We start from the raw sequence: 13957 nt of genomic DNA, 5'->3' as shown, positions 1-13957 counted from the left end.
CGATTAGCCGCCGAACCATTTCGCCGGAACCGTCACCAGTCCCGGGAACAGCACCATCGCGAACAGGACGATCAGCTGCGCGATCATGAACGGCCAGACGCCCTTGATGATGTCCTCCATGCTGATCCTGGAGACGCCGCAGACGACGTTGAGCACGATGCCGACCGGCGGCGTGATCAGGCCGATGGAATTGTTGATGATGAACAGCACGCCGAAATAGACGGGGTCGATATGCGCCGCCTTGATGATCGGCATCAGGATCGGCGTCAGGATCAGGATCGTCGGCGTCATGTCGAGCGCCGTGCCCACGATCACCACGACCACCATGATCGCCAGCATCAGGATCGTGTTGTTGCCCATGAACGGCTTCAGAAGATCGACGACCTGGGCGGAGATCTCGGACACCGTGATGAGCCAGGACGACACCAAAGCCGCGGCGACCAGGAACATGACGACACTCGTGGTCACGGCGGACGAGACCAGGACTGCGTAGACCTCCGACCATTTCAGCTCGCGATAGACGCAGGTCGCGACGAACAGCGAATAGACCGCGACGACAACGCCGGCCTCGGTCGGCGTGAAGATGCCGAAGCGCAGGCCGACAATGATGATGCCGGGCAGCATCAGCGCCCAGAAGCCGTCGATGATGGCGTGCAGGATCTCGCGCAGCGAGGCCCGCGGCGGCGGTGACAGGTTCTCCTTGCGCACGACCCAGTACCATGCACCGCAGAGGCCCAATCCCAGCAGCAGGCCGGGCACGATGCCGGCGAGAAACAGTTTTGAGATCGAGACGTTGGCGGCAACGCCGAAGATCACGAAGCCGATGCTGGGCGGAATGACCGGGCCGATGACGCCGCCGGCGGCCACGAGACCGGCCGCGTAGGTCTTCTTGTGTCCTGCCGCCACCATCATCGGCACCAGCAGCGCCGCGAGCGCAGCAGCGTCGGCGGCGGCGGACCCCGAGAGCGACGACAGGATGCAGGCCGCCAGAATCGTAACGTAGCCGAGGCCGCCCCTGAAGTGCCCGACCGCAACGAGGGCGACATTGACGATGCGCTTGGCCAGCCCGCCCTTGTTCATGATCTCGCCGGCGAGCATGAAGAACGGGATCGCCATCAGCGGAAAGCTGTCCGCGCCGTTGATGACGTTCTGCGCCACGATCTGGGAATCGAACATGTCGATCGTGCTCATCAGCGCGACGCCGCAGATGAGGAGCGCAAACGCGATCGGCATCCCCAGCGCCATGGCGCCGAGCAGCGAGATGGTGAAGACGGCGATCGTCATGGCATGATCCCAGTGACGCGAACGGGATGAGCGAATGCGAGGGCAATGGATGACATCACTGCTCCTCCGATTCCCGGACGGCCACCATGTCCTCCTCGCTCGCCTGCCCGCTGATCACCCGGTAGAGGTCGTAGAGAAGGATCACCGCGGCCGACACGCCGAAGATCACGCCGACGGCGTAGAAGATCGCCATCGACAGGCCGGTGGCCGGCGCGCGGTCGTCGATGTTGATGAGGGTCTGGCGCCAGCTGCCGGAGAGCAGCAGCCAGTCGGCAAACAGCATCAGGCCATAATTGATGACGAAGCAGATCCGCTTGCCCGCGGCCGGCAGCATCCGGACCAGGGTGTCGACGCCGAGATGGGCGTGCTCGCGCAGTGCGACGATGGCGCCGAGGAAGGTCAGCCACACCAGCAGCCAGCGCGACAGCTCCTCGGAGAGGGTGATGCCGGAGTTGAAGCCGTAACGCAGCACCACATTGCCGAACACCAGCACCACCATGACCGCAAGACACGCCGCAATGACGGCCTTGAGGAACGAGCAATAGAGGTCGAGAAAGCGCGCCATGCGTGACGTCCAGGCAAATGGGAGATGTGAGCCGCCCGACGGCCGGCTCCGCCGCCTTCCGTGATGGAGAAGCCGGCTACTTCACGTCCTTGCGGATGCGCTCGACCTCGTCGTTGAACAGCTTCACCGTCTCGGCGCGAAGATTGGCGGAAATCTTGTCTACGACCGGCTGTACCGTCTTGCGCATGCGGTCGGTCTCCTCAGGGGCGATCGCGTTGTACTGCATGCCCTTGGCCTGCAATTCCGCCAGCGCCTTTTCGGTCTGCAGCCGCGTCTGCTCCTTCTGGTAGCCGCGGCTTTCCTCATAGGCCTCGCGCATCAGGCGCTGCTCGGTCGGCGACAGCTTGTCCCAGAACGCCTTGCTCACCAGGATGATGTTGAGGGTGAAGGTGTGGTTGGTGGCAGAAACGTATTTCTGCACTTCGTAGAACTTGTTGGAGAGGATGACCGTGTAGGGATTCTCCTGGCCGTCGACGGTGCGGGTCTCCAGTGCCGAATACAATTCGCCGAAGGCCATCGGAACCGGATTGGCTTTGAAGGCGCTGAAGCTTTCGAGATAGACCGGGTTCGGAATCACGCGAAGCTTGAGGCCGCTGAAGTCCTCGACCTTGGTGATGGGTCGCGTGCTGTTGGTGACGTTGCGAAAGCCCAGGCCCCAATAGCCGAGACCGATCAGATTCTTGGACGGCAAGGTCTCGAGCATCGCCTTGCCGAATTTGCCGGTCGCGAGCGCGTCGGCCTGCTCGGTGGTGTTGAACAGGAACGGGAAATCGATCAGGCCGAACTCCGGAACGACGGTCGCAAGCGACGTCGTCGAGGCCGACAGCATCTCCTGGGTGCCGCCGCGCAGCGCGGATTGTTGCTGCAACTCGTTGCCGAGCTGTGAGGCCGCGAACTCGCGGACCTTCATCTTGCCCCCGCTCTTGGCCAGCAGGATCTCGGCAAACTTCTGCACGCCGAAGCTGACGGGGTGATCGGTGTTGTTGAGGTGCCCCCACCGGATCGTCCGCTCCTGGATGTCATCGGCGGCGGATGCGCCGACCGTCAGCGCCACGCAGATCGCCGTCGCAGACAGCGCCCGTACCAACAAGCTCATCATGTCCTCCCTGTTCTCTCGGGCACGACCGGCGGCTTACGCGCTTATTTCCCGCACCCTCAGCTCATTTACACATCATACATATATTTCGATGTCAAAGGAGATTATACATTTCATATGATATTCCTGTAGACGTCAGACGTCGAACTTCTGCTATAGTGCTGGGAACATTGATGGTTCGGTGCCTTGCGGGAGGGCGAACGAGCCGGACAAGCGGGATCAGACGGCATGACGGCACTCGAGGAACGGGCCTTGTCGGCGGGCGACAGCGGCTATCAGCGCATCCGGTCCGACATCATTTTCGGCGTGCTTACGCCATCCGGGCGCCTCAAGCTCGATGCCATGAAGGAGGATTACGGCGTCAGCATCTCGACCCTGCGCGAGATCCTCAATCGCCTGACATCGGAAGGTTTCGTGGTCGCCGAAGGCCAGCGCGGCTTCGAGGTGGCGCCGGTCTCGATCCAGAATCTGCGCGAGCTCGCCGAGCTGCGCATCCTCCTGGAGCATCATGCGATGGCCGAGTCGTTTCGGGCCGGCGACGTCGAGTGGGAAGCCCGCGTGGTGTCAGCACATCACAAGCTGGCGGCCACCGAGCGCACTGTCCTCAAGGAGGGCGACGATCCCGAGCTGCGCAAGCGCTATGACGGCGAATTTCACCAGGCCCTGATCTCGGCTTGCGGGTCGCGCGAACTGATGCATACCCATTCGATCGTGTTCGACAAATACTTTCGCTATGCGCTGCGCTATCGCGGCACCGAGACCATCAACCAGCACAAGGCCTTGCTGGATTGCGCCCTGAAGCGGGACATCAAGCGCGCCCGCACCGTTCTCAGCGAGCACATCAACGGCTGCGTCGCGCATGCGCTGTCCGCCTGGAAGGGCAGCTGACGGCGCTTCCGGCATGACCGTGACTTCCATTTCCCCTGCCAGGGTCGAGACCGCGGTCGCCAGCGCGGATATTCTCGGCGAGACGCCGCTGTGGTGCGACCGGACCGGCAAGCTGTGGTGGGTCGATATCGACGGCCGCCTGCATCAATCCTTCGATCCGGCGACGGGCGCGCATCAGGTTTCCTCCTACGATTGCCAATTCCTCGGCAGTCAGGCCCTGACGGCGGACGGCTCGCATCTGCTCGCGCAGGATCTGACCCTCCACCGCCGCTCGGCCGATGCTCCACGGCCGGTCACCGAGGTCGAAAGCGGCCTCGACAACCGCCTCAACGACGGCCGCGTGGACGCGCGCGGCCGGCTGTGGATCGGCACCATGGACAATCAGCTGCATCGTCCGAACGGCTCACTGTATCGCGTGACCGCGGACGGTGAGGTCATGCGCATCTTCGGCGACGTCATCGTGACCAACGGGATCGCGTTCTCGCCGGACAATCGCACGCTCTATTTCACAGACACGCGGCGATATTGCACCTGGATGTTCGACTTCGATCTCGACGACGGCGTCGTCCGCAACCGGCGCCTGTTCGCGGACTACAGCGCCTCGCAGGAAAGACCTGATGGCGCCTGCGTCGATGTCGCGGGCGGGCTCTGGACGGCCTTCTTCTCGGGCGGCCGCCTGGTGCGCTATCGGCCGGACGGGCAGATCGACACCGTCGTCCCGTTGCCGGTGACCAATCCGACCTGCGTTTGCTTTGGAGGCAGCGATCTCAAAACGCTGTTCGTGACAACGGCCAGGAAATTCTTGGATCGGCAGCAGCTGCGCGTCGAGCCACAGGCCGGGCATGTGCTTGCCATTCACGGCCTCGCCCAGGGCCTCACCGAGCACCGGTTCGGATAGTCTTCTCCCTACTCCGCCGGCGCGAGCTGCTCCCGGCTCTGGCGCATCGCTGCCGTCTCCCGCACGCGAATGCGGGCGCGGCGCTTGCGCCACCAGACCACGACGCCGGTGACCGAGAGCACGGCGACCACGAGGCCCATGATCGAGATCAGGATGCGGCCGAACAGTCCGACGATGCGGCCCGAATGCAGCGGAAACTGCGCCTGCACGAAGACGTCGGCGGCGGTGCCGATCCAGGGCAGCCGCTCGCCGATCGGACGGCCGTCCTCGCTGTCGTAATAGAGCTGCGCCGGGCCGACGCCGCCGGCGCCGTGATCGTCGCCGGGATGGAAGAATGCGGCGGCATAGACGCCGTGGGCGGGGCCGTAGCTTAGCGAGCCGACCGGGACGGTCCAGCCGCGCGCCTTGCCGTCGGCGGCCGCGCGCGCGGCGATCTGGGCGAACGTCATCTTGGGCTCGATGGGATCGTCGAGACCGCGGTACGGCCGCTGCTCATAGGGCGTCGGCGTATAGTTCGACACCATCTTCATCAGCGGCGAGAACACCTCGAAATAAAGGTTCAGCGAGAACGCCGTGAAGGCGATGATGAACAGCACGCCCCAGGTCCACAGGCTGAAGGCGCGGTGGATGTCGAAATTGATCCGGTAGGCGCTGCCTGATGTCTTGATCATCCAGGCCGGCGCCCAGCGCGCCCAGAAGCCGCGTTCGAGCTGACGCGCTACCTGCGGCGCCCGCGCGGCCTTGGCGCGTCGCCGCGAGGGCAGCGTCAGATAGAAGCCGACGAAACAGTCGATGGTCCAGATGATGGCGATCACGCCGAGCACGCGCATGCCCCAGCGATCGCTGCCCCAGAACTCCGGGATGTGCATGGTGTAGTGCAGCTTGTAGAGGAACGAGACGAAGTTCTCCCGCGTCACCGGCCACACCGCGCCCCAATAGCGGCGGCCGAGCTCGACCCCCGTGTTGGGGTCGAGGAAAACCTGGTTGTAATCGAGCACGTAGCGCTTGCCGGTCGATGGATCGATCCGCGGCATGATGAAGAACCAGAGTGAGTGCCCCTCCTCCGGCGTCATGAAGAGATAGACCACGCGCGCCCGGGGATCGCGCTGCTCGATCATCCTGGCGAGCTCGATCGAGGGAATCGCCGGACCCTTGCTGGTGACGTCGAACAGATGGCTGTTGAGGACGTCGTCGATCTCGTGGTCCCAGGAGATGATCGCGCCGGTGATGCCGGAGAAGAACAGGAAGCCGGCTGTGAGCAGTCCCGCCCACCGATGCAATCGGCCGAATATCGCTCTCATCGAGGTTTCACAGTTGCCGGCTTCACCGGTACGATTTTTGATGCCTCGCCCTAACCCAAGCGTTTTCGGAGCGCGATAGGAACGATCGTAGAATCCCTCCAGACGCGTGCACGGCGTGTGCGGCGAAAGCGCCCATCCGTCAGAGATGGAGGGTTTCGCTCACGGCCAGTCGGCAAAGTTCAGTGCCGGCCTTGCGCGGCCGGATCTTGCGCGCGCGGCGAGGCGTCGCCGCCAGGCGCCGGGCGCCTCGCCGGCGTGCTTGCGGAAGAAGCGGCTGAAATAGGCGGTATCCTTGAAGCCCAGCGCGAAGGCGATCTGCTTCACCGTGCCCGTGCCCGCCTCGAGCCGGGTCGCGGCCTCCCTGACCACGCGCTGCTGGATCAGCGCGCTCGGCGATCGCTGCAGTTCGCGGCTGCACAGCGCGTGCAGGCGATCCGGGGTCATGCCGAGCAGTTTGGCATAATCGGCCACGCGCAATTGCTGATGATAGCGCTCCTCGAGCAGCCTGCGAAAACGGCCGAGGATGTCGGCGCTGCTGCCCTCCTCGTCCGGGCCGCGGTCGGCCGCAAAGAGGCGCCAGAATCGCAGCACGCACAGCGTTAGCTCCGCCGACATGATCGAGGCCGCGCCGCTGCGCGCGGGTGCGGCGATCTCGGCCGCGATCGCCTCGATCGAGCGTGAGACCGTCGTGACGAGACCTGGCTCGACCGGCAACGCCATGATGCCGCCGGCGCCGTCGAGCGCGAGATAGGCCGCCTCCGCCGATGGCGGCAGGTAGCGATGCCACATGCCCGACCGCAGCCGCAGCAGGCCGGCGGCCGTGCCGGCCGATATCTCCAGATGCTCGGCACATCCCGCGGGCAGCCAGATGAGGCCCGGACCGTGCAGTTCGAGCGTCTCCCCTTCGCTCAGCACGGCAGCGCGGCCGCCGCCCTGGAGGCTGAGCAGATGGATGAAGGGCCGGGCGGCCATGGAGCCCAGCATCCAGCGGCGTGCAACGTAATGCGAGCCGATCAGCTCGGCGCTGATCGTCGCCGTCCCCGCCGCGGCCATGATGGCGGGGGCTGCGGCCGGGTCCGCGACCCCTCGACGCAGGTCATGGGGGCGACCAGAAACGTGCAATCTTTCGCCGGATTTGTCCATTGAGGGAAAAAAGCCGAAGGTGCTTGCTAGGTCAAGTCCCAGCCGCGGCGGCGCACGACGCCACCTGAAAAGAGCCGGGACGCACAGGAAACGATCCAGTCACATCACTTGCGAACGATCGCTTGAGTGAAACACGAGGGAGGCTCGACATGATTTCGGCGAACCGTCGAACGTTGCTGCGCGTCACTGGCTTTGCCGCTTTGGCTACAGCGCTGGGGACCTTTGCGTCGCCAGCCGATGCGCAGGAGAAGATCCGGATCGGCTATGCCATCTCCAAGACCGGTCCCTATGCCGGCGGCGCCGGCATCACCACCCTGCCCAATTACGAGCTGTGGGTGAAGGACGTGAACGCCGCCGGCGGCATCAAGCTCGGCGACAAGAAACTGCCGATCGAGATCGTCGAATACGACGACCGCAGCAGCTCGGAGGAAGCCGTCAAGGCGATCGAGCGCCTCGCCAACCAGGACAAGGTCGATTTCATCCTGCCGCCCTGGAGCACGGGCCTCAACCTTGCGGTCGGGCCTACGCTGAACCGTCTCGGCTATCCCCACCTCGCGGTGACCTCGGTAACCGACAAGGCGCCGGACCTTGCAAAGCGCTGGTCGAACGCGACGTTCTGGCTCGGCACCTCCGCGCAGATCTCCGAAGCGCTGGCCGATCTGATGGGCAAGCTGAAGAGCGAGGGCAAGATCGGTCCGAACATCGCGATGGTCAGCATCGCCGATCAGTTCGGCATCGAGCTCTCCGCCGCGGGGCGCGAAGCCTTCAAGAAGCACGGCTTTACACTGACCTATGACAAGACCTATCCGATGGGCGCGCAGGATCTTCAGCCGCTGCTGAAGGATGCGATCGCCTCCAACCCGGATGCGTTCATCGCCTTCAGCTATCCGCCGGATACGATCGCGCTGACCGAGCAGGCGCAGCTGCTCAAGTTCAACCCAAAGATCTTCTATGTCGGCGTCGGCACCGCCTTCCCGCTCTACAAGGGCAAGTTCGGCGCGGGCAGCGACGGCGTGATGGGGATCGGCGGCTGGAACGCGGACTCGCCGCAGCTGAAGGACTATCTCGCGCGCCACAAGGCGGCGACCGGCAAGGAGCCGGATCGCTGGGCGAGCTCGATCACCTATGCAAGCCTCCAGGTGCTCCAGCAGGCCATCGAGAAGGTCGGCAAGCTCGATCGCGCCGCGGTCGCCGCCGAAATCCGTTCCGGCACGTTCGACACCATCATCGGCAAGATCAAGCTGAAGGACGGGCTGCTCCAGGAGGTCTGGAGCGTCGGCCAGTGGCAGAACGGCGAGTTCTACGCCCTCGCCCCCGCCTCGCTTCCAGGCGCCCGTGCGCCGGTCGTGCCTAAGGCGCAGTGGCAATAACGCTGGCTGGCAGGTCTCGCCTGGTGAGGCCTGCCATCCGTCCGCTCTAAGGGACTCCGTTTGATGCTGCTTGTCGACATCATCCTGCCGGGCCTCGTGCTCGGCGGCATGTACGCGCTGATCGCGCTTGGGCTGACGCTGCAATATGGCGTGGCGCGGATCATGAACCTGTCCTATGGCGAGTCGCTGGTTGCGGCCGCGTTCGGCGCGTTCTCGCTTTACAGCGGTCTCGGCCTCAGCCCGCTCGCCGCGCTGTTGCTGGCGGTCCCGGTGGCAATGCTGCTGAACTGGCTGCTCTATCGCTTCCTGCTCGAACGGCTGATGCGGCGGGGCAAGGACCGCGGCGCGCAGGAGATCGACAGCATCCTCGTCACCTTCGGCATCCTGTTCGTGATCCAGGGCGCCATGCTGGTCGCTTTCGGCGGCCAGTATTACAGCTACAGCTATCTTTCCATTCCCGTCGTCGTGCTGGGATCGACGCTCGCCGTCAATCGGCTTGTCGCGCTGCTGTTCGCAGCCCTGGTGGGGGGCGCAGTTTATCTGGCCCTGACGCGGACGCGGATCGGCACCGCCGTCCGCGCCATCGCGGTGGATGCCAATGCCGCGCGCCTTGTCGGGATCGATGTGGCCGCGCTATCGGGCCTGGCGTTTGCCTTCGGTGGTGGCCTCGTCGCCGTCGGCGGCGTGCTTGTCAGCATGTTCCTGACCTTCAATGCCGCGATGGGCGTGGTCTTCACCATGAAGGCGCTGGTCGTCGTCATCATGGGCGGCGTCGGCAATGTGATGGGCGCGCTGGTTGCGGGCCTGCTGCTCGGCGTCGTCGAGACCGCCGTAGCGCGGCTGGTCGATCCCGGCCTGACGCTGGCTGCGACCTACGCGCTATTTCTCGGCGTGCTCCTGATCAAGCCCACCGGCCTGTTCGGGAGAGCCGCGCCATGACCGCGGCCATGCGCGCATTATTGTGGTGTGCCGGCGCTGCGCTGGCTGCGGCGATCGTCGCCTATCCGCTGTATGCCAACGGCTACCATCTCGCGCTCGGCATCAGCGTTCTCTATTTCACGATCCTGGCGACCGCCTGGGCGATGTTCTCGGGGCCGACGCGCTACATTTCGCTGGCAACGGTCGCCTTCTTCGGCCTCGGCGCCTACACCGCCGCGGCTCTTGGCGAGACCATGCCCTGGCCGGTCGTGCTGCTGGCCGCGGCCGGCGTCGGCGCACTCACCGCCGCTATCACCGGGCTTTCGACGCTGCGGCTGTCCGGCATCTATTTCGTGATCTTCTCGTTCGGGCTCGCCGAGCTGATCCGGCAGCTCGTGATCTGGTACGAAGTCAACATCCACAGATCGGTCGGCCGCTATCTCTTCAGCGCGGTGACGCAGGACATTCTCTACTGGCAGCTCCTTGCCCTTGCCGCGCTGGTCTTCCTGACTGGCTCGCTGCTCGGGCGCTCGCGCTACGGGCTCGCGCTGCGTGCCATCGGCGCCGATGAGACCGCGGCCAGCCATTCCGGCATCGATGCGACGCGGGTCAAGCTCGGCGTGTTCATTCTGAGCGCGACCTTCATGGCGGTGACGGGCGCGGTGATGGCGCCGCGCTGGACCTATATCGATCCGGCGATCGCCTTCAATCCGACGATCTCGTTCCAGGTCGTGATCATGGCCTTGCTGGGCGGCGCCGGCTCCTTGTTCGGTCCCGTGCTGGGGGTCATTCCACTTGTGCTGCTGTTCGAGGTCCTGACTGCGACGCTGCCCAACCATTTCAGCATCGTGCTCGGCATCATCTTCATCCTCATCGTCATGGTGCTGCCGAATGGCGTGATCGGGCTGATCGGGACGGCGCGACGTCACATTCCCGCAGGGAGCGCCGCCACGATCCGCAAGGTGGACACGCCGCTCCTCGCCGCCGAAGGCGTCAGCAAGTCGTTCAGCGGGCTCCGCGCGGTCAATGGCGTGAGTTTTGCGGTCACGCCGGGCGAGATCCTCGGCATCATCGGCCCCAACGGCTCCGGCAAGACAACATTGCTGAACACGCTGTCCGGCGCCCTGGCGCCGTCGTCGGGCACGATCCGGCTCGGCGATACCGTCCTCAACGGCCTCCGTCCCTACCAGATCGCGCGCCTTGGCCTGGCGCGGACCTTCCAGCTGGTGCGAGTGATGCCGGATTTGACAGTCGCCGAGAATGTCGCGGCGGCGCGGCTGTTCCGGGGTGCGCCTGCCTCGATGCGTGGTTCTGCCGAGTCTGCCGGCGATTTACTCGATCTCGTTGGCCTCGGCGCCATGCACGAGGCGCCGGCGGGCGATCTGACCTATATCGACCAGAAGCGGCTCGAGCTGGCGCGCGCGCTGGCGCTTGAGCCGCGCCTCGTGCTGCTCGACGAATGGCTGGCGGGGCTCAATCCGAGCGAGCTAGAGACCGGCATTGCGTTGATCGCGACCCTGCGCGACCGCGGCCTCACCATCATCATGGTCGAGCATGTCATGGACGCAATCCGCGCACTGTGCGGCCATTGCATCGTGATGAACGCCGGCAGCGTGATCGCCCGCGGTGCGCCGGACGAGGTATTGGCCGATCCGAAGGTCATCGCCGCCTATCTCGGAGGCGACGATGCTTGAGGTCGCCGCCCTCTCCCACTTCTACGGCAAGCACCAGGCGCTGGCTGAAATCGCGCTCGGCATCAAGCAGGGCGAGATCGTCGCGATCCTCGGCGCCAACGGCGCCGGCAAGTCGACCCTGCTCAAGAGCATCGCTGGTCTCGTCAGGCCCGCGCCGGGTGCGCGCATCGCGTTCGAAGGACAAAGCATCGGCGAGCTGCCGCCCCATCTGATCGTGGAACGCGGCATCGCCCTGGTGCCGGAAGGACGGGGCGTGTTCGGCGATCTCAGCGTTGCCGAGAATTTGCAGCTCGGCGCCTATCCCGCCCGGGCGCGCGCGGGCGAAGCGAACCGGCTCGCAAAAATCCTGCAACTGTTCCCGCGCCTTGCTGAGCGCATGAGCCAGGCCGTCCGCACCATGAGCGGCGGCGAGCAGCAGATGGTCGCGATCGGCCGCGCGCTGATGTCGAACCCGCTGCTGCTCCTGCTCGACGAGCCATCGCTCGGCCTGTCGCCCCTGCTCAGCCGCGAAGTGTTTCGTGCGCTGACCCAGATCCGCAGCAGTGGCGTCGGCGTGCTGCTGGTCGAGCAGAATGCGCGCGCCAGCCTCGACATCGCCGACCGTGTCTATCTGATCGAGTCCGGCCGCAATGCCGGCAGCGGACCAGCCGATGCGATGAAGAACGACCCCGAGATCCAGCGCGCTTATCTCGGCAAGGCGCGCGCTGCCTCACCTCCACCAACGTCCCCCTCGCATTCCAAGGAGAGCCCCATGAACGCCATCGACCTTCTCATCGGCGGCAAGGACCAGTCGGCCAGCAACCAGCGCACCTTCCAGCGCCACAACCCGATCTCCGGTGAGGTGGCGACCATCGTCGCCGCGGCCTCGATCGACGATGCGATGCGCGCTGCCGACGCAGCGGCCGCCGCCTTTCCGGCCTGGTCGCAGCTCGGCCCGTCCGAGCGCCGCAAGCGGCTCAGCGCCGCCGCCGACATCCTCGCGCGCCGCGCGCCGGAGTTCACTGCGCTGATGGTCGCCGAGACCGGCGCCACGGCCGGCTGGGCTGGCTTCAACGTGCATCTTGCCGAAGGCATGCTGCGTGAAGCCGCCGCCATGACCACGCAGATTTCCGGCGAGGTCATTCCGACCGACAAGCCCGACAATCTCGCCATGGCGTTCCGCCAGCCGGTCGGTGTCGTGCTCGGCATCGCGCCGTGGAACGCGCCGGTGATCCTGGGCGTGCGCTCGGTTGCGATGCCGCTGGCCTGCGGCAACACGGTGGTGCTGAAAGCCTCCGAGATGAGCCCGGGCGTGCACCGACTGATCGGAAGCTGCCTGACGGAAGCTGGCCTCGGCGATGGCGTCGTCAACGTCGTGACCAATGCTCCCGAGGATGCACAGGCCGTGGTCGAGGCGCTGATCGCCCATCCCGCCATTCGCCGCGTCAACTTCACCGGCTCGACCCGGGTCGGCCGCCTCATTGCGCTGGCCTGCGCAAAACACCTCAAGCGCGCGCTGCTGGAGCTCGGCGGCAAGGCGCCGCTCGTCATCCTCGACGACGCCGATCTCGACGCCGCCGTGAATGCGGCTGCCTTCGGCGCCTTCATGAACCAGGGCCAGATCTGCATGTCGACGGAGCGGATCGTGGTGGATGACAAGGTTGCCGACGCCTTCATCGAAAAATTCGCCGCCAAGGCGAAGGGCCTTCCCTTCGGTGATCCCCGCAAGGGCAATGTCGTGCTGGGATCGCTGGTCAGCGGCGCGGCCTGCGACCGCGTCAGGGGTCTGATCGACGATGCCGTCGCCAAGGGAGCCGTGCTCGCGGCGGGCGGCCACGGCAGCGGCACCATCATGCCGGCCACGATCGTCGACCACGTCACGCCGGCGATGCGCATCTATGGCGAGGAGAGCTTTGGCCCGGTCGTAACCGTGGTTCGTGTCAGTGGTGTCGACGAGGCCGTGCGCGTCGCCAACGACACCGAATATGGACTCTCCTCCGCCGTGTTCGGCCGCGATATCGCGCGCGCCCTCGGCGTTGCCAAGCGGATCGAGGCCGGCATCTGCCACGTCAACGCGCCGACCGTGCATGACGAGCCGCAGATGCCGTTCGGCGGCACCAAGGCCTCAGGCTACGGCCGCTTCGGCGGCAAGGCCGCGATCGACGAGTTCACCGAGCTGCGCTGGATCACCGTGCAGACCGGGCCAAGGCACTATCCGTTCTGAGCGTGGGTGATCGCATCTGATCATTCACAAGAGGTCGTCATGCCCGGGACAAGCCCGGCCATGACGATGTGGAGACTGCCGCGAACCTCATATGCGACTGCGCTGCGTTCTGAGGGGGATCGGATGGGAAACGCCGCCCCCCTGCTATAGACTCGATCCCGAGTCAGCTTGGGAGGTATGGAATGGCGGAGCCCGGCTTCGGTCGGTTCATGAAGGACCACCGGGAGTTTTTCAACGCGCTGGCCGCGGATGGCTGGCGCGCCGTCCCCGGCTATGTCGGTGTCGAGGAGAATATCCTGTCCGGCCGCTTCGATCATCCGAACAAGACGGGCGCGGTGACGCGGCTGTCGCGCTGGGCGGCGGGCGCGTCCGTGGAGCATCCGGTCTCGCACGATTGGTGTGAGGAGGTGTTTCTGGTTTCGGGCACGCTGTCGATCGGCACTGTGTCGGAGGAGACGCAGCTGCTGGAGGCCGGCACCTATGCCGTGCGGCCGGCCCATGTCGAGCATGGGCCGTTCTTCACCCGCGATGGCTGCCTGATGATCGAGTTTCTCTACTATCCGCCCGCGGTCTAGCAGTCGGCCCGATAATCGAACG

General features: G+C 65.3%; 12 protein-coding genes and 1 pseudogene. 8 read left to right on the top strand and 5 right to left on the bottom strand.

Translation table 11 applies throughout. The annotated features are described in order from the left end of the window. Positions 1-3 precede the first annotated feature (3 nt). The 3 genes from WN72_RS24815 to WN72_RS24805 form a co-directional block, all read right to left on the bottom strand. On the bottom strand, positions 4-1284 hold the full coding sequence (locus WN72_RS24815) for a TRAP transporter large permease (RefSeq protein WP_092217258.1): 1281 nt from the start codon (positions 1282-1284) through the stop codon (positions 4-6). A 55-nt stretch (positions 1285-1339) separates the two neighbouring features. Continuing rightward, positions 1340-1849, bottom strand: coding sequence for a TRAP transporter small permease (locus WN72_RS24810; protein ID WP_027558068.1), 510 nt, complete (start codon positions 1847-1849; stop codon positions 1340-1342). Positions 1850-1925: 76 nt separating this feature from the next. After that, positions 1926-2945, bottom strand: a complete 1020-nt coding sequence (locus WN72_RS24805) for a TRAP transporter substrate-binding protein (RefSeq protein ID WP_027558067.1) — start codon at positions 2943-2945, stop codon at positions 1926-1928. Between the two features lie 228 nt (positions 2946-3173). On the opposite strand from WN72_RS24805, the gene WN72_RS24800 reads away from it, so the two are divergent. Then, positions 3174-3833, top strand: a complete 660-nt coding sequence (locus WN72_RS24800; RefSeq protein ID WP_092217257.1) for a GntR family transcriptional regulator — start codon at positions 3174-3176, stop codon at positions 3831-3833. A 13-nt stretch (positions 3834-3846) separates the two neighbouring features. Then, positions 3847-4731: an SMP-30/gluconolactonase/LRE family protein gene (locus tag WN72_RS24795; RefSeq protein ID WP_092217256.1), complete on the top strand. Its 885-nt coding sequence runs from the start codon at positions 3847-3849 to the stop codon at positions 4729-4731. An 8-nt stretch (positions 4732-4739) separates the two neighbouring features. Here the strand turns inward: WN72_RS24795 and fsrB are convergent, their stop codons facing one another. Together fsrB and WN72_RS24785 are read right to left on the bottom strand one after the other, a co-directional pair. Next, positions 4740-6032 carry a siderophore utilization protein FsrB gene (gene fsrB / locus WN72_RS24790; protein ID WP_092217255.1) on the bottom strand — a complete coding sequence of 431 codons (1293 nt, stop codon included), beginning with the start codon at positions 6030-6032 and terminating at the stop codon, positions 4740-4742. 159 nt (positions 6033-6191) lie between these two features. Continuing rightward, on the bottom strand, positions 6192-7085 hold the full coding sequence (locus WN72_RS24785; RefSeq protein WP_244553799.1) for a helix-turn-helix domain-containing protein: 894 nt from the start codon (positions 7083-7085) through the stop codon (positions 6192-6194). A 239-nt stretch (positions 7086-7324) separates the two neighbouring features. On the opposite strand from WN72_RS24785, the gene WN72_RS24780 reads away from it, so the two are divergent. The 6 genes and pseudogenes from WN72_RS24780 (at position 7325) to WN72_RS24760 (ending at position 13935) form a co-directional block, all read left to right on the top strand. Beyond that, the gene (locus WN72_RS24780) at positions 7325-8545 is read left to right on the top strand and encodes an amino acid ABC transporter substrate-binding protein (RefSeq protein ID WP_027558062.1); all 1221 of its coding nucleotides are present in this window, start codon (positions 7325-7327) and stop codon (positions 8543-8545) included. 63 nt (positions 8546-8608) lie between these two features. Then, complete coding sequence (locus WN72_RS24775) at positions 8609-9484, top strand: branched-chain amino acid ABC transporter permease (RefSeq protein WP_092217254.1); 876 nt, start codon at positions 8609-8611, stop codon at positions 9482-9484. Continuing rightward, positions 9481-11157, top strand: coding sequence for a branched-chain amino acid ABC transporter ATP-binding protein/permease (locus WN72_RS24770; protein WP_244553798.1), 1677 nt, complete (start codon positions 9481-9483; stop codon positions 11155-11157). The genes WN72_RS24775 and WN72_RS24770 overlap by 4 nt, the downstream gene beginning before the upstream one ends. Further along, positions 11150-11578, top strand: a pseudogene (locus tag WN72_RS47015) (ABC transporter ATP-binding protein); the annotation flags it as partial. The gene WN72_RS24770 and the pseudogene WN72_RS47015, both read left to right, overlap by 8 nt. A 330-nt stretch (positions 11579-11908) precedes the next feature. Further along, positions 11909-13360 (top strand): aldehyde dehydrogenase, encoded by a 1452-nt coding sequence (locus WN72_RS24765; protein WP_027558059.1) that lies wholly within the window; start codon positions 11909-11911, stop codon positions 13358-13360. A gap of 182 nt (positions 13361-13542) precedes the next feature. Continuing rightward, the gene (locus tag WN72_RS24760) at positions 13543-13935 is read left to right on the top strand and encodes a cupin domain-containing protein (RefSeq protein ID WP_092217252.1); all 393 of its coding nucleotides are present in this window, start codon (positions 13543-13545) and stop codon (positions 13933-13935) included. Positions 13936-13957 lie beyond the last annotated feature (22 nt).

It is taken from the genome of Bradyrhizobium arachidis (genome assembly GCF_015291705.1).
GTDB lineage: Bacteria > Pseudomonadota > Alphaproteobacteria > Rhizobiales > Xanthobacteraceae > Bradyrhizobium > Bradyrhizobium arachidis.
Note: the sequence above shows the minus strand (reverse complement) of the source record. Positions and strands in the feature narration are given on the sequence as shown.